Below are 22,320 nucleotides of genomic sequence, written 5' to 3' on the forward strand. Positions count from 1 at the left end.
GCCGCCTGCCTTGAGAATAATGAATGCGGAAAAGAGAAGCTGCCTGCCGGCTGTTGTTGCAGCCGCATATTCGCAGTTTCGATAACCCTCGATTATAACGTATGTCGTGTGCCGCCAGCATTGCCAAAACGGCCATGGCTGACGGTCATTCGCGACTGGCATTGCAGATATTGTCGTTCTACTAATTATGGGCTGGGCAAAACAGTTGATGATATGCAGCGGCTGCAGCTATGGCGGTCTGTATAATTCCATCCTCATGTCAGTATCAGAATCCAACAAACCATCGCGGCCAGCAGACCGCCCAAGTTCCCAGCGCAGCGCTGGCCGTCCATCCCAGCCGCGTCCGGCATCGCCACGCCCCGAGCCTGTGCGGCCATTGCCTGAGCGCAATCCGTTGCCGCCGGTCGTGTTCCCCGAGGAACTGCCGGTTTCCGGCAAGCGCGGCGAAATTTCGGCGGCGATCGCAGCCAACCAGGTGGTCATCGTCTGCGGCGAAACCGGTTCGGGTAAAACCACCCAGCTGCCGAAGATCTGCCTGGAGCTGGGGCGCGGCCAGACCGGCATGATCGGCCATACCCAGCCGCGCCGGATCGCCGCATCCTCGACCGCCAAGCGCATCGCCCAGGAGCTCAACTCGCCGCTGGGCGAGCACGTCGGCTACAAGGTGCGTTTCAACGACACCCTGAGCAAGGGCGCCTGGATCAAGCTGATGACCGACGGCATCCTGCTGGCCGAGACCCAGACCGATCCCTTGCTGCGCCAGTACGACACCATCATCATCGATGAAGCGCACGAGCGCAGCCTGAACATCGATTTCCTGCTGGGCTACCTGAAGCAGCTGCTGCCGAAGCGTCCGGACCTGAAAATCATCATCACCTCGGCTACCATCGATGCCGACCGTTTCGCCCGCCATTTTGGTACGGCGGACAAGCCGGCGCCGGTAATCGAAGTGTCCGGCCGGCTGTACGCGGTCGAAGTGCGCTACCGGCCGGTCGACAATGCCGACCGCAGTGGCCTCAGTCCTGCCGCAGGTACGGCTGCAGCCAAGCCGAATGCGCCGCAAAATGCGGCTCAGCGCGACCGCGAGCAACGCGACCTGATGGATGCGGTGGTGGACGCGGTCGACGAGCTGGCGCGCATCGGCTCCGGCGATGTGCTGGTGTTCCTGCCGGGTGAGCGCGAAATCCGCGACGCCGCCGAAGCGCTGCGCAAGCACCATCCTGCCCACGTCGAAATCCTGCCTTTGTTCGCCCGTCTGTCGGCGCAGGAGCAGGAACGCGTATTCAAGCCGTCCAACGCGCGCCGCATCGTGCTGGCTACCAACGTGGCCGAAACTTCGCTGACCGTGCCGGGCATCCGCTATGTGGTGGATGCCGGCCTGGCGCGGGTGAAACGCTACAGCTACCGCAACAAGGTCGAGCAGCTGCAGATCGAGCCGATCGCGCAGTCGGCGGCCAACCAGCGCGCCGGCCGTTGCGGCCGGGTCGCCGCCGGCGTCTGCATCCGCCTGTACGAAGAACAGGATTACCTGCAGCGGCCGAAATTCACCGAGCCGGAAATCATGCGTTCGTCGCTGGCTTCGGTCATCTTGCGCATGAAATCGCTGCATTTGACCGATGTCGAAACCTTCCCGTTCATCGAACCGCCGCCGGGCCGCGCGATTGCCGACGGCTACCAGCTGCTGCAGGAACTGGGCGCGGTCGACGACAACAACCAGCTGACCAAGACCGGCCGCCAGCTGGCCAAGTTGCCGCTCGATCCGCGCGTCGGCCGCATGATCCTGGCGGCGCTGGATAATGTCTGCCTGAGCGAAATGCTGGTCATTGCCGCCGCCTTGTCGGTGCAGGACCCGCGCGACCGGCCGCTGGAAGCGCAGGGCGCGGCCGACCAGGCGCACAAGAAATTCGCCGATGAAAAATCCGAATTCCTGAGCTACCTCAAGATCTGGAAATGGTTCGAAGACGCGATTGAGCATAAGAAAACCAACCGTCAGCTGATGGATAACTGCCGCGCCAATTTCCTGTCGCAACTGCGCTTGCGCGAGTGGCGCGATGTCCATTCGCAGCTGCTGACGATCGTACGCGAGCAGGGCTGGCGATTGAACGAAGCGCCGGCTACCTACGAGCAGCTGCATTGCGCCTTGCTGACCGGTTTGCTCGGCAACGTCGGTTTCAAGGCCGACGAAGATTCGCACTACCTGGGCGCGCGCGCCATCAAGTTCTACCTGTGGCCGGGTTCGCATTTGTCGAAGAAGGCCGGCAAGTGGGTGATGGCGGCCGAACTGGTCGACACCAGTCGCCTGTATGCACGCTGCATCTCCCAGATCCAGCCGGAATGGCTGGAGAAGGTCGGCGCCCACCTGCTGAAGAAATCGTACGGCGAGCCGCGCTGGGAAAAACGCACGGCGCAGGTCTCGGCCTCGGAGCGCGCGACTTTGTACGGGCTGGTGGTGTATAGCCAGCGCCGCATCAATTTCGGCCTGATCAATCCGCAGGAAGCGCGCGAGATATTCATCCGCGATGCGCTGGTCGGCGGCGAGTTCGAAACCCGGGCGCCGTTCTTCGCCCACAACCAGAAACTGATCCGCGAGATCGAGAACCTGGAGCACAAGTCGCGCCGGCTGGATGTGCTGGTGGATGACGAACTGATTGCGGCCTTCTACGACAAGCTGATCCCGGCCGATATCTGCAACGGCATCGCGTTTGAAAAATGGCACAAGGACATGAGCGTGCAGACGCCCAAGCTGCTGTTCCTCAACCGTGACGACCTGATGCGGCATGAAGCGGCCGGCATCACCACCGAGCTGTTTCCGAAAGTGATGCGGGTGGCCGGCATCGAAATGGCTTTGTCCTATCACTTCGAGCCAGGCACGCCGCGCGACGGCGTGACGCTGACGGTGCCGCTGTATGCGCTGAACCAGGTGTATGTCGACCGCTGCGAATGGCTGGTGGCCGGCATGCTGAAGGAGAAAGTCCATCTGCTGCTGAAATCCTTGCCGCAGAAGATACGCCGCAATTGCGTGCCGCTGCCCGACTATGCCGCCGGTTTCTGCGAGCGGATACAGGCGCGCCATGTGTTCGGCCACGGCAACCTGCTGGATGCCTTGATGGCGGACATCCGCACCGAAACCACCGTTGCCGCGCGCAGCACCGATTTCAAGCTGGAGACCTTGCCGGCCCATCATTCGATGAACTTCAAGGTGGTCGACGAGCACGGCCGCCAGCTCGACATGGGGCGCAACCTGGCGGCGTTGCAGGCCGAATTCGGCGGGCAGGCGCGCGAGAGTTTCCAGCGGCTGGCGAGCGTGACGGTGGCCGACGAGGCGTCGGTCCCGGCGAACGATGTGGCGCAAGCAACGGGGAAAACCGCGGCGCCGGCGGCAACCCGCGTTACTGCTCAACCAGCGGCGAAGGCCGCCGATGGCGCCAACGCACAGTTCAGCAACCTGACCGCCTGGACCTTCGGCGAACTGCCCGAACTGCTGGAAATCCAGCAAGGCAAGCAGACCCTGATCGGCTTCCCGGCGCTGGTGGATCGGGGCACGCATTGCGACCTGGAAGTCTTCGACGATCCTAACGAGGCAGTGCGGATCCATCATCTTGGCCTGCGCCGGCTGTTCGCCTTGCAGCTCAAGGAACAATTGAAATTCCTCGAGAAAAACATCCCCGGCCTGCAGCAGATGGGCATGCAGTTCCTGGCGCTGGGATCGCAGGAAGAACTGCGCGACCAGATCATCCATGCCGGCCTGGAACGCGCCTGCCTGCAGCTGCCGTTGCCGCGGACCGCGGCTGAGTTCGCGCAGCGCAAGGAAGAGGGCAAGTCGCGCCTGGGTTTGCTGTGCAATGAAATTGCGCGCCTGGCGGCGCTGATCCTGGCCGAGTATCACGGCTTGCCGAAGCGTTTGCAGGGCGCCAAGGGCCATCCGCAGGCGGTGGCCGACATCCAGGCGCAGATGCAGTCGCTGGTCAGCAAGCGTTTCATTGCCGACAATGACTACGCCAACCTGACCCATTTCCCGCGCTACCTGAAGGCGGTCAACGTGCGGCTGGAGAAATTGCGCGCCGACCCGGCCCGCGATACACGGCTGATGACGGAGTGGGCGCAAGTGGCGACGCCGTGGCAGCGCGCGCAAAAGGACCGCAGCGGCAAAAGCGATCCGAAACAGGCTGAATTCCGCTGGCTGCTGGAAGAGCTGCGGGTGTCGCTGTTTGCGCAGGAACTGCGGACTCCGATGCCGGTTTCGGTCAAGCGCTTGCAGAAAGTATGGGAAACCATGCAGCGTTAGAAGCAATAGCCGGCCGGTAGCGCGCCAATTCCCTGTTTTAAAAGGGATTTCGCGTAAAATTGCGCCAAATACACACCATAAACCGTTGCAGTAGAAGAAGGAAATACGCGATGAGCATCAAATCCGACAAATGGATACGCCGCATGGCGCAGGAAACCGGCATGATCGAGCCGTTCGAGCCGGGCCAGGTGCGCGAGGCCAACGGCCAGAAAATCGTGTCTTACGGCACCTCGTCGTACGGCTACGATATCCGCTGCGCCAACGAATTCAAGATTTTCACGAATATCAATTCGACCATCGTCGATCCCAAGAATTTCGACGAGAAATCGTTCGTCGATTTCAGCGGCGATGTCTGCATCATCCCGCCCAATTCGTTTGCTCTGGCGCGCACCATGGAGTACTTCCGCATCCCGCGCAGCGTGCTCACCATCTGCCTCGGCAAGTCGACCTACGCGCGTTGCGGCATCATCGTCAACGTCACCCCGTTCGAGCCTGAGTGGGAAGGTTACGTCACGCTGGAGTTTTCCAACACGACGCCGCTGCCAGCCAAGATCTACGCCGGCGAAGGCTGCGCCCAGGTGCTGTTCTTCGAAAGCGACGAAATCTGCGAGACGTCGTACAAGGACCGTGGCGGCAAGTACCAGGGCCAGCACGGCGTAACATTGCCGAAGGCCTGAGATGCCCAAGAACAAGCGCCCCGTGCCAAGGAAATCCAGCGTTTCCCCCGAAGACAAGGATGAAGCCGTCACCCAGCAGCTGTGCGACCTGGCGATCGACCTGGCCGAGCAGGATGGGGACGAAGCCGAAGGCGTTGCCGCCGGCGCTGTCTTGCAGCAGGCCGGCATCGATTTTCACAAGATCATCAAGAAGAACCTGCAGCAAAAGAAGGATGACATCCTGTATGACGCGATCGAGCGCACCAAGTATGCCGATCTCGACGCCTGGCGCTTCCTGAAAGAGCAGGTTGAAGAAGCATCGGAGATCCTGCTGGTGCGCCGCGATGAAGGCAAGGTGCTGGAGCTGAATGCGTTCGTGGTGCCGTTCTTCGCGCACGCTCGCGGCGGCCTCAAGCGCGAGCAGTGCTTCCAGGACCAGGAAGCCTTCGATGCGCTGTCGGCCAGCTTCAAGCAGGCGCAGCTGGAGGGGCCGGACGCCACCGTCGTGCTGGTCAGCCACGCCTACCATTTGGATGAAATCGACAGTATCCGCTACAGCCATCTGTTTGAAATGAACCGCGATGCGTTCGGCGCCATGGCCGACAAGAAGCTGGCGGCGACCGCCGCCATCGAACGCAGCATCAGCGGCTGGCCGGAAAACCTGTTCGGGCCGGACGACGACGCGGTCGAACTGCGTTTCTTGCTGGGCTTTTCGCTCAAGGCGACCGACGATGCGTTTTATGCGGTGCCGGAGGACGAAGCCGCCGCCGACGTTTACTTCGGCGCGCGGGAACAGCGTTTCCACGGCTGGACCGAACAGGTCGCGCCCTTGCTCAAGCGTTGCCTGGTGACCGACGGCAGCGAAATCGATCTGCATTTCCTGTACCAGGACCTGTTCCACGGCGGCAAGGAGCGCGGCATTGCCGAGTACTTCACGCTGCAGATGATGTCCGAGCTGAACCATGGTCTCGACCAGCACGGCGTTGCGCCTTCCGACGCCAGCGCGGTGGTTGGTCCGGCCGATGTGCGCGGCGAGATGGTGTTGCGAGTGAATTTATATAGCAAGGACGGCGCTGCGCTGGCCTCTTCGGAGAAGCCGCTGGCAGCCGGCGCCGACCTGCAGATGGAAGTCGACGATACCTACGACGCGCTGCGCACCATCGGCGTCACGACGCTGGCGGTGGCAGTGCGGTTTGAAGCGGACGGACGGCCGTCCGAAGTGCAAGCTTACGAAGTCGCCTAGACGAAGCGGCTTGACGGGCAGGGTGGGCACAGGTGCCCACCCTGCCAGAGTTGTTTAGAGATGCATCACATGTTGGAGAATCAAGTGACTGAAGACGACGCAAAGAAGATTGCCACCCATCGCCATTACAAAGGCGGCTTGTACCGCTACATCGGCCTGGCAAGACATTCTGAAACTGAAGAAGCCATGGTGGTCTACGAGCACCTGTGGCCGCATGCGCCGGGCCTGTGGGTGCGGCCGGCGGAACTGTTCAACGGCTTGCTGGACAACGGCGCACGGCGATTCGCGCCGCTGTAAAGCCAGAATCAGAGGTATAAAAAAACCGGGAGGCTCAATCGAGCCTCCCGGTTTTTTATTAGCTGTGCTTGCTGCAGCGTTACTGCCGCACGCAATCCACGAAGTAATCGCGTTTGCCATTCACTTCGCGCTTCACCAGGCCGTGCACGTCGGTTTCGAAGCCCGGGAATTTCTCGTTGAAATCGCGGGCAAACTTCAGGTAGTCGACGATGGTCTTGTTGAAGCGTTCACCCGGGATCAGCAGCGGGATGCCCGGCGGGTACGGCGTCAGCAGGATCGAGGTGACGCGGCCTTCGAGCTGGTCGATAGGGACGCGGTCGATTTCGCGGTGCGCCATCTTGGCGAAGGCATCGGACGGTTTCATGGCCGGCTGCATGTCGGACAAATACATTTCAGTGGTCAGGCGCGCCACGTCGTATGATTTGTAGGTTTCATGGATCTGCTGGCACAGGTCGCGCAAGCCGAGCCGCTCGTAGCGCACGTTCTTGCCGTGGTTGGCGGCGGCGAACTCAGGCAGGATACGCCAGATCGGCTGGTTCTTGTCGTAATCGTCCTTGAACTGCTGCAAGGCGGTCAGCAACGTGTTCCAGCGGCCCTTGGTGATGCCGATGGTGAACATGATGAAGAACGAATACAGGCCGCATTTCTCGACAATAACGCCGTGCTCGGCCAGGTACTTGGTGACGATCGAGGCCGGGATTCCGCTCTCGCCGAACTTGCCTTCCAGCGACAAGCCAGGCGTGACGATGGTGGCCTTGATCGGGTCGAGCATGTTGAAGTTCGGCGCCAGGTTGCCGAAACCGTGCCAGTCGTCTTCGGCACGGATGACCCAGTCTTCGCGGCTGCCGATGCCGTCTTCCGAAAAGCTGTTCGGTCCCCACACCTGGAACCACCAGTCCTTGCCCCATTCTTCGTCGATCTTCTTCATGGCGCGGCGGAAATCGAGCGCTTCCAGGATGCTCTCTTCCACCAGCGCAGTGCCGCCCGGCGCTTCCATCATGGCCGCGGCGACGTCGCAGGAAGCGATGATCGAGTATTGCGGCGAAGTCGAGGTATGCATCAGGTAGGCTTCGTTGAAAGCGTCCTGGTCCAGCTGCACGCTCTCCGATTCGCGCACCAGGATCTGCGAGGCTTGCGACAGGCCGGCCAGCAGCTTGTGGGTCGACTGGGTCGAGAAGATCATCGATTTCTTGGCGCGCGGACGGTCCTTGCCGATCGCATGCATGTCTTTGTAGAAGTCGTGGAAAGTCGCATGCGGCAGCCAGGCTTCATCGAAGTGCAGGGTATCGATCTCGCCGTCCAGCATGTTTTTCAGCGTCTCGACGTTATAGATCACGCCGTCGTAGGTCGACTGCGTGATGGTCAGGATGCGTGGCTTCTTGTTGACCGCTTCGCGCGCAAACGGATTGGCTTCGATTTTCTTGCGGATGCTTTCCAGCGTGAATTCTTCCAGCGGGATCGGGCCGATGATGCCGAGGTGGTTGCGGGTCGGCATCAGGAACACCGGAATCGCGCCGGTCATGATGATCGAGTGCAGGATCGATTTGTGGCAGTTGCGGTCGACCACCACGATATCGCCGGGGGCGACGGTGGAGTGCCACACCATCTTGTTGCTGGTGCTGGTGCCGTTGGTGACGAAGTAGCAGTGGTCGGCATTGAAGATGCGCGCCGCATTGCGTTCCGAATCGGCGACCGGGCCGGTATGGTCGAGCAGCTGGCCGAGTTCTTCCACCGCGTTGCAGACGTCGGCGCGCAGCATGTTTTCACCGAAGAACTGGTGGAACATCTGGCCGATAGGCGATTTCAGGAAGGCGACGCCGCCCGAGTGCCCCGGGCAGTGCCAGGAATAGGAACCGTCTTGCGCATAATGCACCAGCGCGCGGAAGAAGGGCGGCGACAGACCGTCCAGGTACGATTTGGCTTCGCGGATGATATGGCGCGCGACGAATTCCGGCGTGTCTTCGAACATGTGGATGAAGCCGTGCAGCTCGCGCAGGATATCGTTGGGGATATGGCGCGAGGTGCGGGTTTCGCCGTACAGGTAGATCGGGATGTCGGCGTTCTTGTGGCGGATTTCCTCGACAAAGGCGCGCAACGATTTCAGCGCGTGGTCGGTTTCCTCGAACGAACCGGCGCCGAACTCTTCGTCGTCGATCGACAGGATGAAGGCCGATGCCCGCGATTGCTGCTGGGCGAACTGCGACAGGTCGCCGTAACTGGTGACGCCCAGCACCTCCATGCCTTCTGCCTCCATGGCGTCGGCGAGTGCGCGGATGCCCAGGCCGGAAGTATTTTCGGAACGGAAGTCTTCGTCAATGATGACGATGGGGAAGCGGAATTTCATCAAGGTCTCCAGGAGACGGTGGTTGATAACAAGGCTGCTGCGTAGGGTGGGCACATCGCTGCCCACGCGTGACCGTCATAACCGGAGTGCGGGCCCGTGGCACCGAAACAGCTATGTACATGCAGTGAATTCACGCGTGGGCACGATGTGCCCACCCTACGAGAAAGCCGAATTTTCGCAGATATGCACGGATTAGGGGATAAAGATGAGGGAAATCCTGCAGAAAACAACAGATGTCATTCCATCATCGGCACGGGTCAGCTGCTGGCCACGCTAAGCTCGGGCGAAAGCCGCTGGTACACCACAAAAGCGTAGTCGAAACCGTTGGCCTCGGAGTGATGGGTTTCGCGGGAGATTTCCTGCCATTGCGACGGATCGCGCGCCGGGAAAAAGGCGTCGCAGTCGAAGCTGTGCTGGATTTCGGTGACGATCAGGCGCTGCGTCAGGTCCTGCGCCGCGGCATAGATCTCGGCGCCGCCGATGATGAACGCCTCGGCGTCGCCGACCATGACGGCTGCAGCGGCCAGCGAAGGCGCGCTTTCGACGCCGTCGTGGCGCCAGCCGGGATTGCGGGTGATGACGATATTGCGCCGCTGCGGCAGCGGCCGGCCTATCGATTCAAAAGTCTTGCGGCCCATGATGATGGGATGGCCCGAAGTAGTGCGTTTGAAATGCGCCAGGTCCTCCGGCAGATGCCAGGGCAGGGTGTTGCGGATGCCGATGCCGTTGCGGGCGTCGGTCGCGACAATAATGGTGAGGCGAGGAGTCATGGGCGCTGGTGCATGGGCCTGTTGATTTACAGGCTGGGTAAAAAAGGGTGATATTACTATAAAGTCCTAGAAGGAACTTTGTCGGCTTGGTATTGCTCTTAAATGCCAGGGCCTGTTAACCTAGGGGCAGGGATTTTCTTCATTTTCGCTCGTATTGTGTTATTTTGCTGCCGATTTGGCAATATTCGCCATGGCGCAGTCCTTGCATGGCAGGTGATGCAGGCGTCAATACAAAGCGTTGCCAACTAGTTTCTTGATGGATATAAAAAATTATAGAACACTGATAAACTACCGCCTACTCTCGAGGCTGCCAGCGCTGGCGCACTCGAGCAGGTCATAACAGCAGTGTCAGATGGGAATCCAATGCATTTAAATTTGTTTCAGCGGACGCCGTCGGCTCTAGCACGGGTACGCTCAGTCATCCTGCCGGTCGCCTTGTTGCTGCCGTGGATGGGCGGCAATGCTTTCGCCTTCGATTTCAACAATGTTGCCAAGCAGGCAAAGGAACTGGCGGCCAGTTCGTATAGCAAGCCGGAAGGCAACTTGCCGAAAGAAATCAGCAATCTCGATTACGAGCAGTACAAGGATATCCGTTTTTTGCCGGAAAAATTTACCTGGCGCAGCCAGAAACTGCCCTTTGAACTGGCGTTTTTCCATGAGGGATACGCCTTCGACCAGCCGGTCAAGATCAGCGAAATCAACGGTCAGAGCGTGAAGGAAATCCGGTTCGACCCGAATGACTTCGATTACGGCGGCAACAAGGTCGATCCGCGCAAGCTGCGCGGACTGGGTTTCGCCGGCTTCCGCGTGCATTACCCGCTCAACACCAGCAAATATAAGGACGAAGTGTTGTCCTTCCTCGGCGCCAGTTACTTCCGCGCCTTGGGCAAGGACCAGACCTACGGGCTGTCGGCCCGGGGCCTGGCGATCGACACCGGCCTGAGTTCAGGCGAGGAATTCCCGCGCTTTACCGAATTCTGGGTCGAGCGGCCGAAGGCCAGCGACAAGGAACTCACCATCTATGCCTTGCTCAATTCGCGCCGTGTCACCGGCGCCTATCGTTTTGTGCTGAAGCCGGGCTCGGACACCACGGTCGATGTCAAGGCCCAGCTGTACCTGCGCGAAAACGTCAGCAAGCTGGGGCTGGCGCCGCTGACCAGCATGTATCTGCATGGCGACAACCAGCGCTCGCAAGGCGAGGATTACCGGCCGGAAGTACACGACTCCGACGGTTTGTCGGTCGCCTCCGGCACCGGCGAGTGGATCTGGCGGCCGCTGGTCAATCCGAAGCGGCTGCTGGTGACGTCTTATTCGCTGAGCAACCCGGCCGGTTTCGGCCTGATGCAGCGCGACCGCGATTTCGGCAGCTACCAGGACCTCGACGCCAAGTACGAACGGCGTCCCAGCGCCTGGATCCAGCCCAAGGGCAACTGGGGCAGCGGCAGGGTAGAGCTGGTGCAGATCCCGACGCCGGATGAAACTAACGACAACGTGGTGGCGTTCTGGGTGCCGGAAAACGTGCCCAAGGTTGGTCAGCCTTTCAATCTGGAATACACTTTGTCATGGCAGAAGGAAGCCGAAAAGCGGCCGCCCCTGTCATGGGTGACGCAGACCAGGCGCGGTTTCGGCTACCAGAAGAAGAGCGACGACAACAGCATCGGCCTGGTGGTCGATTTTGACGGCCCGGTATTCAAGAAACTGTCCGACAAAGTGCAGCCAGAAGGCGTGGTCAGCGCCGACGACAACGGCAAGGTGCTGGAGACCAAGGTGTTCCGCAACGAGGCTACCGGCGGCTGGCGCATGACGGTGCGCGTGCGGCGCAACGAAGACAACAAACCGGTCGAACTGCGTGGATTCTTGCGTGGCGGCAGCACAACCTTATCTGAAACCTGGAGTTACATATTACCGCCCAACTAGACAGGCAATTGCCTACAGCGTTACATATGGGCCTGCCGGATAATTGTGATCGCTATCTGGATCGCCTGCCTTTGTCGGCGGAGCGGCGCGCGAATTTGTCCAAGCAGCTGGCGGCGGATGGCGCTGCGCCGATGGCTGCCTTGCACCGGGCCCTGGCCGGAGATGCGGGCACAGGTGCAGCGGCGGACCTTGCCAACCCCGCCTATGGATCGGTGGCGGCACGCTTGCAACTGGCTTTTACGCAGGCGCCGATTGCGGGCCAGGCCGGCCCGGCCGATGCAGCCGACCGGCATCAGATGCCGGACATCAGCACCGATGACATCGGCCGCGCTCGCATCGCCATCGCACCGCCGTTGCAGCGTACGCCGATCGTGGCCCATCCCTGGGGAACCCTGAATCCGCTGGTGCGCTGGATCGAAACCGCCAACAAGCAATTCGACCTGCGGCCGCGCGCCAAGCAGCGGCGCCATAAGAAGCCCGCGCGCTCGACCGAGCTGCCGCAGCCGGAGCCGTTGCCGGTAGCCGAGGTCGACAGCCATGACCAGCACAAGAGCAAGTCGCGCGGCAACCTGCGGCGCATCGTGCTGCTGTTGCTGATGCTGGCGCAGACGGCAATGGCGACGTATTTCATGAGCGCAGTGCTGCCGTATCACGGCGACAAGCCGCTGGAACTGGTCACGCTGGGCTTGTTCGCGCTGTTGTTCTGCTGGGTTTCGGCCGGCTTCTGGACTGCCATGGCCGGTTTCCTGGTGCTGATGCGCGGCACCGACCGTTATGTGATTTCGCGCGAAGAAGCCGCCCCCGGGCCGATCCCGGCCAGCGCCAGGACGGCGATCGTGATGCCGATCTGTAATGAAGACGTCACCAGGGTCTTCGCCGGCCTGCGCGCCACCTACGAATCGGTTGCCGCCAGCGGCGAGCTGGACCGGTTCGATTTCTTCGTCCTGAGCGACAGCGGCGACAGCGATATCTGCAGCGCCGAACTGGACGCCTGGGCCAGCCTGTGCCGCACCATAGGCGGCTTTGGCCGCATCTTCTACCGCCACCGGCGGCGCCGCGTAAAACGCAAGAGCGGCAATATCGACGATTTCTGCCGGCGCTGGGGCGCCAACTACAGCTACATGATCGTGCTCGACGCCGACAGCGTCATGAGCGGCAGCTGCCTGACGACGCTGGTGCGCCTGATGGAAGCCAATCCGACCGCCGGCATCGTGCAGACCGCGCCGCGCGCCGCCGGCCGCGACACCTTGTATGCACGCATCCAGCAGTTTTCGACGCGCGTGTACGGCCCCCTGTTTACTGCCGGTCTGCACTACTGGCAGCTGGGCGAATCGCACTATTGGGGCCACAACGCCATCATCCGCCTGCAGCCGTTCATGGAGCACTGCGCCCTGGCGCCGCTGCCGGGCGAGGGCGCCCTGGCCGGTGAAATCCTGTCGCATGACTTTGTCGAAGCGGCGCTGATGCGGCGCGCCGGCTGGGGCGTGTGGATCGCCTACGACCTGGCCGGCAGCTATGAAGAAATGCCGCCCAACCTGCTCGACGAACTGAAACGCGACCGCCGCTGGTGCCAGGGCAACCTGATGAATTTCCGTCTGTTCCTGGCGCGCGGCATGCATGCGGTGCATCGCGCGGTGTTCGTCACCGGCGTCATGGCTTACCTGTCGGCGCCGCTGTGGTTCCTGTCGCTGATGCTGTCGACGGTATTGCTGGCGGTGCATACGCTGGTGGCGCCGGAATATTTCGTGACGCCTGGCCAACTGTTCCCGGTCTGGCCGGAATGGCATCCGGACCGGGCCCTGGCCTTGTTCAGCGCCACCGCCACCTTGCTGTTCTTGCCTAAGGTGCTGAGCGTGGTGCTGATCTGGGCCAAGGGCGCGCGCGAATTCGGCGGCGCCATACGCCTGACGCTCAGCATGATCATGGAACTGCTGTTTTCGATGCTGCTGGCGCCGGTGCGCATGCTGTTCCATACGCGTTTTGTGATCGGCGCTTTCCTGGGCTGGACCATCAGCTGGAAATCGCCGCCGCGCGAGGATGCCGAGACCAGCTGGGGCGAAGCGATGCGCCGCCACGGCGGCCATACGCTGCTGGGCCTGTTGTGGGGCGGCGGCGTGTATTGGCTGGAACCGGGTTTCCTGTGGTGGCTGTTGCCTATCGTCGGCTCGTTGATGCTGTCGATTCCTTTGTCGGTATTCTCCAGCCGGGTGACGCTTGGCCGCAGCTTCCGCCACGCCCGCCTGTTCGTGATTCCGGAAGAGGTCGACCTGCCGCCTGAACTGGCGGCCACCACCGTCTACAACGACAATGGCAAGGTGCTGGCGCAATTCAACGATGCGGTGATTGATCCGGTCATCAACGCCTTGGTGTGCGCAGCGGTCAGCGCGCGTCCGGCGGTGCCGGCCAGCGCCCTGGCGGCGCGTGCGGCGCTGCTGCAGGCTGCATTGAAAGGCGGCCCCGACGGTTTGTCGCCGCGTCAAAAGAATGCATTGCTGGACGATCCCCTGACCTTGTCCCAACTGCATTTCGAAGTCTGGAATTCGGAGCAAGCCAACCGGCGCTGGCAGTCCCTGGCGCGCTGAGCCAGCTCATCGTTCTAATTCAATAAGGAGCACCATGTTACGACGTGATTTTCTGAAGGCGTCGGCGGCTCTCGCTGCCGCCGGTTTCCCAGCTACCTCGCTGCTGGCCGCGGCAACCGCGCCGGCGCAACTGAAATTCCTGGGGCAGCCGCAAGCCTTTGATTACGCCTGGCTCAAGGGCCATGCCAAACAACTGGCCGGCAAAGCCTATGAACCGCCGGTGAACCATATTCCGCCAGAGGTCAAGGCGCTCGACTGGGATCAGTACCAGGCGATCAGCTACCGTGACGGCCATGCTCTGTGGGGCGAGGAGCAGCTGCGTTTCCAGGTCAAGTTTTTCCACCTTGGCCTGTTCTTCAAGAGCCCGGTGCAGATCTACGAATTGAAGAACGGCCAGGCGCAGGAACTGGCTTACGACTCGGCGATGTTCAACTACGGCAAGAGCGGCCTGAAAGCGGACCACATGCCGAAGGACCTGGGTTTTGCCGGCTTCCGTGTCAATTTCCATACCGATCTCGAACGCGACATCACGGCGTTCCTCGGCGCCAGTTATTTCCGCGCGGTCGGCGCCGAGTGGCAGTATGGTTTGTCGGCCCGCGGCCTGGCGATCGATTGCGGCATGGACAAGCCGGAAGAATTTCCGATGTTTACCAGTTTCTGGCTGGAGCGTCCGGCCAAGGATTCAGGCAAGCTGGTGGTCTACGCGCTGCTTGATTCGCCTAGCGTCGCCGGCGCCTATCGTTTCGAGATCCAGCCTTCGGCCACCATGGTGATGGATGTGGACGTCGCGCTGTACCCGCGCAAAACGATCGAGCGCATGGGCGTGGCGCCGCTGACCAGCATGTTCCAGTACGGCGAGAACGACCGCCGCATCGGCGCCAGCGACGACTGGCGTCCGGAGATCCACGATTCCGACGGCCTCGCCATGCAGCGCGGCAACGGCGAATGGATCTGGCGGCCGCTGACCAATCCCGAACACCTGCGCTTCAACGCCTACCAGGATGAGAATCCGCGCGGTTTCGGCCTGCTGCAGCGCGACCGCAATTTCGACCACTACCAGGATGACGGCGTGTTCTACGACCGCCGCCCGAGCCTGTGGGTGGAACCTAAATCGGGCTGGGGCAAGGGCGCGGTACAATTGGTGGAAATCCCGACCGCCGACGAAACCTTCGACAACATCGTCGCCTTCTGGAACCCGGCCGACAAGCCGCAGGCAGGGCAGGAGCGCTTGTTTGCCTATCGCCTGCACTGGGGCAGCAAGATGCCGTTCTCGCCGCCGCTGGCGCAGGTTGCCGCGACGCGTACCGGCATGGGCGGCGTCGTCGGCCAGAAGCGCACTTATTATTCACGCCGTTTCGCGATCGATTTTGCCGGCGGCGACCTGGCCCTGCTGGGCAAGGACGCCAAGGTCAAGCCGATGATCAGCGTCTCGCGCGGCAAGGTTGAAATTACCTCGGCGCGTCCGCTGGATGCGATCCACGGTTATCGCGTGATGTTCGACCTGAAGCCGACCGACGATAGCGTCGAGCCGATTGATATCCGGGTTTACCTGGCGGCGGACAGCCAGCCGTTGAGCGAGACCTGGCTGTACCAATGGACCCCGCTGGCGCCGGCCAAGCGTATTTTCTAAGTGGCGCGGGCGGCCCGGACGCCGCCCCGCGCGTTGCTGAAGCGCCCGCAGCGAGCGTAGGACGTTCGCCGTTTTTGCGCGCGAGCCTGCCGGCGCGTCGACCGCTGCCGCGGTTGCGATGCGGCGCGCTGTCTGCATTCAGAAGCGCCTGATAAATTTACAATATACTGTTGGGCTTGGGCTAGCTTTTGCCCTGCCTATTTTTGGAGCATTTCCATGTTTGGTTGGTTCGAAAGACTGTTGTATCCGTATCCGGATGCGGTCATGACGCCGCCGCCGCGCGGTTTTTTTGCGTTTGTCTGGGCCTGCACCAAGGGTTTGCGGCCTTATATCATTGCCATGACCTTGCTGACCGCTGTCACCGGCGCGTTCGAGGCTCTGCTGTTTGCCATGATGGGACGGATCGTCGACTGGCTGGGCCATGTCGAACCGGCCAATTTGTGGAGCCACGAAAGCAGCAACCTGCTTTTATTGGCGGGGGTGCTGCTGGCCAGTCCGGTGGTCGTCGCCTTGCAAAGCATGTTCAAGCAGCAGGCGCTGGCGGGCAATTTCCCGATGCTGCTGCGTTGGAAATTTCATCGCCTGATGCTGAACCAGAGCATGCATTTCTACCAGGACGAGTTTGCCGGCCGGGTCGCCACCAAGGTCATGCAGACCTCGCTGGCGGTGCGCGACGTCTGCATGATCCTGTGCGACATCCTGGTATTCGTGGTGATCTATTTCGTCACCATGGTGGCGGTGGTCGGCAGCTTCGACGGCTGGATGCTGGTGCCGTTCCTGAGCTGGCTGGTGTTGTATGGCCTGGCCCTGTATTACTTTGTGCCGCGCCTGAGCAAGGTCGCCAAGGCCCAGGCCGATGCGCGTTCTCTGATGACCGGCCGGATTACCGACGCCTATACCAATATCGCCACCGTCAAGCTGTTCTCGCACGCTGGCCGCGAGGCTGGTTATGCGCGTTCGGCGATGCAGGAATTCCTGCAGACGGTGCATGGCCAGATGCGGTTGGTGACTGGCTTTGAAATCGTCAACCATGTCTTGAGCATGCTGCTGATCCTGAGCACGGCCGGCGCCGCGCTCTGGTTGTGGACGCAAGGCCAGGTCGGGATCGGCGCGGTGGCTGCGGCGACGGCGATGGCGCTGCGCCTGAACGGCATTTCGCATTGGGTCATGTGGGAATTCGCCTCCTTGTTCGAGCAGGTCGGCACGGTGCAGGACGGCATCAATACTTTGTCGCGCCAGCAGGCTGTGCAAGACCAGGCCGACGCCAAGCCGCTGCAAGTGAAGCAGGGCACGCTGGATTTCGAGCGGGTCGGATTCGCCTATGGCGGCGAGCGGCCGGTGATCGACCAGCTGTCGCTGCACATCCGTCCCGGCGAAAAGATCGGCCTGGTGGGCCGTTCCGGCGCCGGTAAATCGACTATCGTCAACCTGCTGCTGCGTTTCTATGACGTTGAGCAGGGCCGCATCCTGATCGACGGCCAGGACATTGCGCATGTCACGCAGGATAGCTTGCGGGCGCAGGTCGGCATGGTGACGCAGGATACGTCCTTGCTGCACCGTTCGGTGCGCGACAACCTGCTGTACGGCCGTCCTGACGCTACCGACGCCGACATGCTGGTGGCGGCGCAGCGGGCCGAGGCGCATGACTTCATCCTGACCTTGACCGATCCCAAGGGCCGCACCGGCTACGACGCCCATGTCGGCGAACGCGGCGTCAAGCTGTCCGGCGGCCAGCGCCAGCGGATAGCGATCGCGCGCGTGATGCTGAAAGACGCGCCTATCCTGCTGCTGGATGAGGCCACCAGCGCGCTCGATTCGGAAGTCGAGGCAGCGATCCAGGCCAGCTTGTACCGGCTGATGGAAGGCAAGACGGTGGTGGCGATTGCGCACCGCCTGTCGACCATCGCCGCCATGGATCGCCTGATCGTGCTCGACAAGGGCCGCATAGTGGAAGAGGGCGATCACCGCAGCCTGCTGGAACACGGCGGCCTGTATGCGCGCTTGTGGGCGCACCAGAGCGGCGGTTTCCTCGGCGAAGAAGTGGATGAAGATGTGCTGCCGGGCGAAACCCAGGCTGCACTGGCTTGAAACAAATCCAAAAAGCGCTGCTCATTCGTTGTTTGTTGTTCCTGAAATTTGATTATTCCCGAGTTTGCACCGATGACTGTTGAACCGACCGATAAATCCCCTTTGCCAACCGCGTTCGGCCATTCCGGCCGGCGCTGGCTGACTGCAATCCTGGCGCTCCTGATTGCAGCAGGGGCGGGCTTTCTGGTCTTGAAGGCGTTCGGCCAGCGGCCGCCGCCGGCGCCCAAGCCGGCGCCGGTGCGGTTGCAGACGGAAACGGTGCGGCGCGGCGATATCGAGCAGGCGGTGTTCGCCAGCGGCAAACTGCAATTGCATAAATACAGCGACGTCGTGGCCCAGGCGTCGGGCCAGATCAAGGATGTGCTGGTATCGGTGGGCGATGAAGTCAAGGCTGGCAAGATAGTGGTCGAGATCACGCCGACCCTGCCCTCGGCGCGGCTGGAAAGCAACCGCGCCCAGCTGGCGCGGTTGCAGGCGGAACTGGCGGACCAGCGCGCCCAGCTTGATTTTGCCGAGCTGCAGTACAAGCGCCAGACCCAGCTGAAGGCGGAAAACGCCACGCGCGAGGAATCGTTCGAATCGAGCCGCATGAGCATGTATTCGGCAGCGGCCCGGGTGGAAGCGATCAATGCCCAGATCCGCCAGACCGAAAGCACCATGAAGGACGACGAAGAAACACGCAGCCATACCCAGGTAGCGGCGCCGATCAGCGGCACCGTGGTGTCGGTGGCGGCGCGTCCGGGCCAGGTGATCGGCGCCGGCCAGACCGTGGCGCCGCTGCTGCGGATCGCCGACCTGGGCCGGCTGACGGTGCAAGCCCGGGTGGCGGAAATCGATGTGCCGCTGCTGCGCAAGGGAATGACAGCCTATTTCACTACGCCGGGTTATCCGGGCAAGCACTGGGCCGGCAAGTTGCGGCAAGTGGTGCCGGTGCCGGCCGACAGTTCGGGCGAACAAGGCAAGCAGACTTTCTACAACGTCCTGTTTGAAGTCGACAACCCGCAGCAGGAACTGATGAGCGGCATGAGCGCGCAGGTGCGCTTTGTGCTGGCGCAGGCGCGCGATGCGGTGTTGCTGCCGGCAGCGCTGCTGGGCAAGCCGGACACCGACGGCAATTATCTGGTGAACGTGGCCGGCGCCGGCCAGCAAGTCAGTCCGCGCAAGATAAAAATCGGCATCCGCAACGAGCAGACGGCGCAGGTGCTGTCGGGCCTGGAGCCGGGCGAACAGGTGGTGACCGGTGCGGCGGCAGCTGCTGCGGCGCCGGCTGCGGTCAAGAGCGCTGCATCGGCGGCAGCATCCGCGCCCAAGGCACGCTGACGGAGCCGCCGATGAATCATTCATTCTCTCGTCGCTGGTCATCCATGGCAGCATGCGCCAGCGCGCTACTGCTGTCGGCTTGCGCCAGCCAGATCGATATCCGGGAGCCGACGCCCAGTGTCGAGATCCCGCAAAGCTGGGATCTGTCCGCCAATACCGGTGAGCAGGACTGGCCCGACAGCGGCTGGTGGAAACGTTTCGGCAGCGACGAATTGAGCCAGCTGGTGGCGCAAGGGCAGGCCAGCAACCTGGAAATTGCCGCCGCCATCTCGCGCGTACGGCAGGCCGAAGCGCAGGCGCGGATTGCCGGCGCGCCTTTGCTGCCGAATGCGGATTTTTCGACCAACGTCAACCGTGCGGTGCCGCTTGCCTCCAGCGGCAGCGCCGTGACCTCTACCAGCGGCCTGGTCGAGATCGGTTATGAAGTCGATTTCTGGGGCAAGAACCGGGCCGGGCTGGCGGCTGCGGAAGCGTCCTTGCAAGCCAACCGTTATGACAGGGAAACGGTGGCGCTGACCGTCACCAGCGGCATCGTCTCGACCTACCTGCAAGTATTGTCGCTGCGCGACCGCATCGAAATCGCCCAGCAAAACGTCGACAATGCGGAACGCGTGCTGAAGCTGGTGGCGGCGCAAAGCCGCGCCGGTTCTGCTTCGCCGCTGGACCTGGCGCGGCAGCGTTCGGCGGTGGCTGGGCAAAAAGCCGTGATTCCCGACCTCAAGCAGCAAGAGCGCGAGGCGCAGACCGCGCTGGCAATCCTGCTGGGGCGGCCGCCGCAGACCTTTACCGTCAACGAGGCGGGACTCGCCAAGATTCTGCTGCCGCAGGTGACGCCTGGTTTGCCGTCGGAACTGCTGTCGCGCCGTCCCGATATCCGCCACGCCGAGGCTGAGCTGGCGGCCGCCAACGCCAACGTCGCCAACGCCCGCGCCGCGCTGTTTCCCAGCATTCGCCTGACCGGTTCGGCCGGGGGGCAGAGCAATGCATTGCTGTCGCTGTTCAACGGCCCCAACATGCTGGCCAACTTCGGCGCCGGACTGGTGGCGCCGATATTCGACGCCGGCCGCCTGAACAGCCAGCGCGACCTGGCGATTGCGCAGAAGCAGGAGCTGGTGCAGATCTATCGCTCAACCGTGATTGCCGCGCTGTCCGAAGTCGACACGGCGCTGGGGCAAATCCGCAGCCTGGACGAGCAGCGCAAGCTGAAAGTCACGGAAATGGAGCAGGCGCGCTTTGCTTTCGAATTGTCGGAAATCCGTTATCGGGTCGGCGCCGAAGATTTGATGACGGTGCTCGATACCCAGCGTTCGCTGTCGGAAGTGCAGAACGAACTGGGCCAGATCAAGCTGAAGCGCCTGAAAGCTACGGTATCGCTGTATAAGGCCCTGGGCGGTGGCTGGCAGGACGTGCATGGCAGCCCTGCCGCCGCTGAGCCTGTAACGCAGGGCAGCTAGAGCTGCTTACACCGCGACCGGCGCCTTGATGTGCGCTTGCGGGTGGTAATCGACGATTTCGAAATCCTCGAAACGATAATCGAAAATCGAGGCCGGATGGCGCTTGATTTCCAGCCGCGGCAGCGGGCCCGGAGTGCGCGACAGCTGCAGCTCGACCTGCTCGGCATGGTTGGAGTACAGATGGCAATCGCCGCCGGTCCAGATAAAGTCTCCCACTTCCAGCCCGCATTGCTGCGCCATCATGTGGGTCAGCAGGGCGTAGGAGGCGATGTTGAAGGGCACGCCAAGGAAGATGTCGGCGCTGCGCTGATACAGCTGGCAAGACAGCTTGCCGTCGGCCACGTAGAACTGGAAGAAGGCATGGCAGGGCGGCAGTTTCATCTGGGGGATATCGGCGACATTCCAGGCTGAAACGATCAGGCGGCGCGAATCGGGGTTGCTCTTGATCTGCTCGACCACTTGCTTGATCTGGTCGATATGCTGGCCGCCCGGCGCTGGCCAGGAGCGCCACTGATAACCGTAGATCGGGCCCAGGTTGCCGTCGCTGTCGGCCCATTCATCCCATATTTTGACGTCATTGTCTTTTAGGTACTGGATATTGGTCGAGCCGTTGAGAAACCAGATCAGTTCATGGATGATCGAGCGCAGGTGCAGCTTCTTGGTGGTCAGCAAGGGAAAGCCGTCTTGCAGGTTGAAGCGCATCTGGTAGCCGAACACCGAGCGGGTACCGGTGCCGGTGCGGTCGGTCTTGACGGCGCCGTGCTGTTGCACATGGCGCATGAGATCTAGGTATTGGCGCATTTTTTTGTAATAGCTGAAACGGATCATGAGATTGTAACGCATTGCCGCCGGCGGATCGCGGCGCGGCCGATCCGGCACGGCCCGGCACGCTTCGGAATTGTCATAGCAATATCAGCGATGTCGTTTTGCTCTCGCCGCCCATCTTTGTCGTGCGCACAGACGATAAATGATTGATAATCAAAAACCGGTGCAGGTGGTTTTTGCCGGCCACCGCATTTGGGCGTCGGTTACAAATTAATGATTTTAGCTATGAACTTTTTGCGGGGGGTCTTCTCGAAAGCTGTAGACCTTTGTCTTATATGGTCATTTTCATTGTATATCGAAGCGCTGACCCGTTAGTGCAAGCAACACCTTCCAGGAGACCCCATGCTTAAATCAGAGAATTCGTTTTTCGGCGGCAAGCGAGAAACACCGACACCAAACTCCCCGTTCAGCGCCAGCAGCAACCTGACTTCCGGCAGCACCTCCATTCCAAAGGCGAACAATCCTGTGAGCACTCCAGCCAGTCATTCCGCATCCAGCACCAATGAAGTCGGCAGCAAATTGATCGTCGGTCCGAACATCAAGCTCAAGGGCGTCGAAATCACCGATTGCGATACCTTGGTGGTTGAGGGCCGGGTTGAAGCGACCATGAATTCGCGCGTGATCCATATCGCAGAAAAAGGCGCATTCAAGGGTTCGGCTGAAATCGACCTGGCTGAAATCTACGGTGAATTCGACGGCGACCTGACCGTCCGTGAAAAACTGGTGATTTATTCGACCGGCAAGGTTTCCGGCAAAATCCGTTATGGCAAGGTTGTCATCGAAGAAGGCGGCCAGCTGACCGGTGAAGTGCAAGTCGGCACTTCGTCATCGTCGTCCAGCAGCAAGCCGGCTGCGGTTACCGCCGTAGCATAAGGCCCGTACTCCGGCTGAGCGGCCTGCGAGCAAGGC

14 protein-coding genes are annotated in these 22,320 nt (G+C 61.5%); 11 read left to right on the forward strand and 3 right to left on the reverse strand.

All coding sequences use genetic code 11. The features are described from left to right. Positions 1-256 precede the first annotated feature (256 nt). The 4 genes from hrpA (at position 257) to CFU_RS07335 (ending at position 6,481) form a co-directional block, all read left to right on the forward strand. The gene (gene hrpA, locus CFU_RS07320) at positions 257-4,285 is read left to right on the forward strand and encodes an ATP-dependent RNA helicase HrpA (protein WP_041743100.1); all 4,029 of its coding nucleotides are present in this window, start codon (positions 257-259) and stop codon (positions 4,283-4,285) included. A 110-nt stretch (positions 4,286-4,395) separates the two neighbouring features. Then, positions 4,396-4,962: a dCTP deaminase gene (gene dcd / locus CFU_RS07325; RefSeq protein ID WP_014005410.1), complete on the forward strand. Its 567-nt coding sequence runs from the start codon at positions 4,396-4,398 to the stop codon at positions 4,960-4,962. 1 nt (position 4,963) lies between these two features. Then, entirely contained in the window at positions 4,964-6,184 is a 1,221-nt protein-coding gene (locus CFU_RS07330) for a DUF2863 family protein (protein WP_014005411.1), read from the forward strand. A gap of 84 nt (positions 6,185-6,268) precedes the next feature. Continuing rightward, positions 6,269-6,481, forward strand: a complete 213-nt coding sequence (locus tag CFU_RS07335; protein ID WP_041743101.1) for a DUF1653 domain-containing protein — start codon at positions 6,269-6,271, stop codon at positions 6,479-6,481. 79 nt (positions 6,482-6,560) lie between these two features. Here CFU_RS07335 and CFU_RS07340 read toward each other — a convergent pair whose 3' ends face one another. Together CFU_RS07340 and CFU_RS07345 are read right to left on the reverse strand one after the other, a co-directional pair. After that, positions 6,561-8,825, reverse strand: a complete 2,265-nt coding sequence (locus tag CFU_RS07340; RefSeq protein ID WP_041741452.1) for an arginine/lysine/ornithine decarboxylase — start codon at positions 8,823-8,825, stop codon at positions 6,561-6,563. A 257-nt stretch (positions 8,826-9,082) separates the two neighbouring features. Beyond that, on the reverse strand, positions 9,083-9,595 hold the full coding sequence (locus tag CFU_RS07345; RefSeq protein WP_014005414.1) for a dihydrofolate reductase: 513 nt from the start codon (positions 9,593-9,595) through the stop codon (positions 9,083-9,085). A gap of 363 nt (positions 9,596-9,958) precedes the next feature. On the opposite strand from CFU_RS07345, the gene CFU_RS07350 reads away from it, so the two are divergent. The 6 genes from CFU_RS07350 to CFU_RS07375 all read left to right on the forward strand — a co-directional run bounded on the left by CFU_RS07350 (position 9,959) and on the right by CFU_RS07375 (position 20,586). After that, positions 9,959-11,512 carry a glucan biosynthesis protein G gene (locus CFU_RS07350; RefSeq protein WP_081466428.1) on the forward strand — a complete coding sequence of 518 codons (1,554 nt, stop codon included), beginning with the start codon at positions 9,959-9,961 and terminating at the stop codon, positions 11,510-11,512. Positions 11,513-11,538: 26 nt separating this feature from the next. Further along, positions 11,539-14,094: a glucans biosynthesis glucosyltransferase MdoH gene (gene mdoH, locus CFU_RS07355; RefSeq protein WP_190275248.1), complete on the forward strand. Its 2,556-nt coding sequence runs from the start codon at positions 11,539-11,541 to the stop codon at positions 14,092-14,094. A 34-nt stretch (positions 14,095-14,128) separates the two neighbouring features. Further along, positions 14,129-15,724: a glucan biosynthesis protein gene (locus CFU_RS07360; RefSeq protein ID WP_014005417.1), complete on the forward strand. Its 1,596-nt coding sequence runs from the start codon at positions 14,129-14,131 to the stop codon at positions 15,722-15,724. Positions 15,725-15,940: 216 nt separating this feature from the next. Then, the gene (locus CFU_RS07365) at positions 15,941-17,812 is read left to right on the forward strand and encodes an ABC transporter ATP-binding protein (RefSeq protein ID WP_014005418.1); all 1,872 of its coding nucleotides are present in this window, start codon (positions 15,941-15,943) and stop codon (positions 17,810-17,812) included. Between the two features lie 72 nt (positions 17,813-17,884). Beyond that, positions 17,885-19,132, forward strand: a complete 1,248-nt coding sequence (locus CFU_RS07370; RefSeq protein WP_050808506.1) for an efflux RND transporter periplasmic adaptor subunit — start codon at positions 17,885-17,887, stop codon at positions 19,130-19,132. Positions 19,133-19,143: 11 nt separating this feature from the next. Then, entirely contained in the window at positions 19,144-20,586 is a 1,443-nt protein-coding gene (locus tag CFU_RS07375) for an efflux transporter outer membrane subunit (protein ID WP_014005420.1), read from the forward strand. A gap of 6 nt (positions 20,587-20,592) precedes the next feature. Here the strand turns inward: CFU_RS07375 and CFU_RS07380 are convergent, their stop codons facing one another. Further along, positions 20,593-21,387 (reverse strand): thymidylate synthase, encoded by a 795-nt coding sequence (locus CFU_RS07380; RefSeq protein WP_041743103.1) that lies wholly within the window; start codon positions 21,385-21,387, stop codon positions 20,593-20,595. 366 nt (positions 21,388-21,753) lie between these two features. Between CFU_RS07380 and CFU_RS07385 the strand changes: the two genes are divergently transcribed. Beyond that, positions 21,754-22,284 carry a bactofilin family protein gene (locus CFU_RS07385; RefSeq protein ID WP_014005422.1) on the forward strand — a complete coding sequence of 177 codons (531 nt, stop codon included), beginning with the start codon at positions 21,754-21,756 and terminating at the stop codon, positions 22,282-22,284. The last annotated feature ends 36 nt before the right edge of the window (positions 22,285-22,320 follow it).

This window comes from Collimonas fungivorans Ter331 (assembly GCF_000221045.1).
Classification (GTDB): domain Bacteria; phylum Pseudomonadota; class Gammaproteobacteria; order Burkholderiales; family Burkholderiaceae_D; genus Collimonas; species Collimonas fungivorans_A.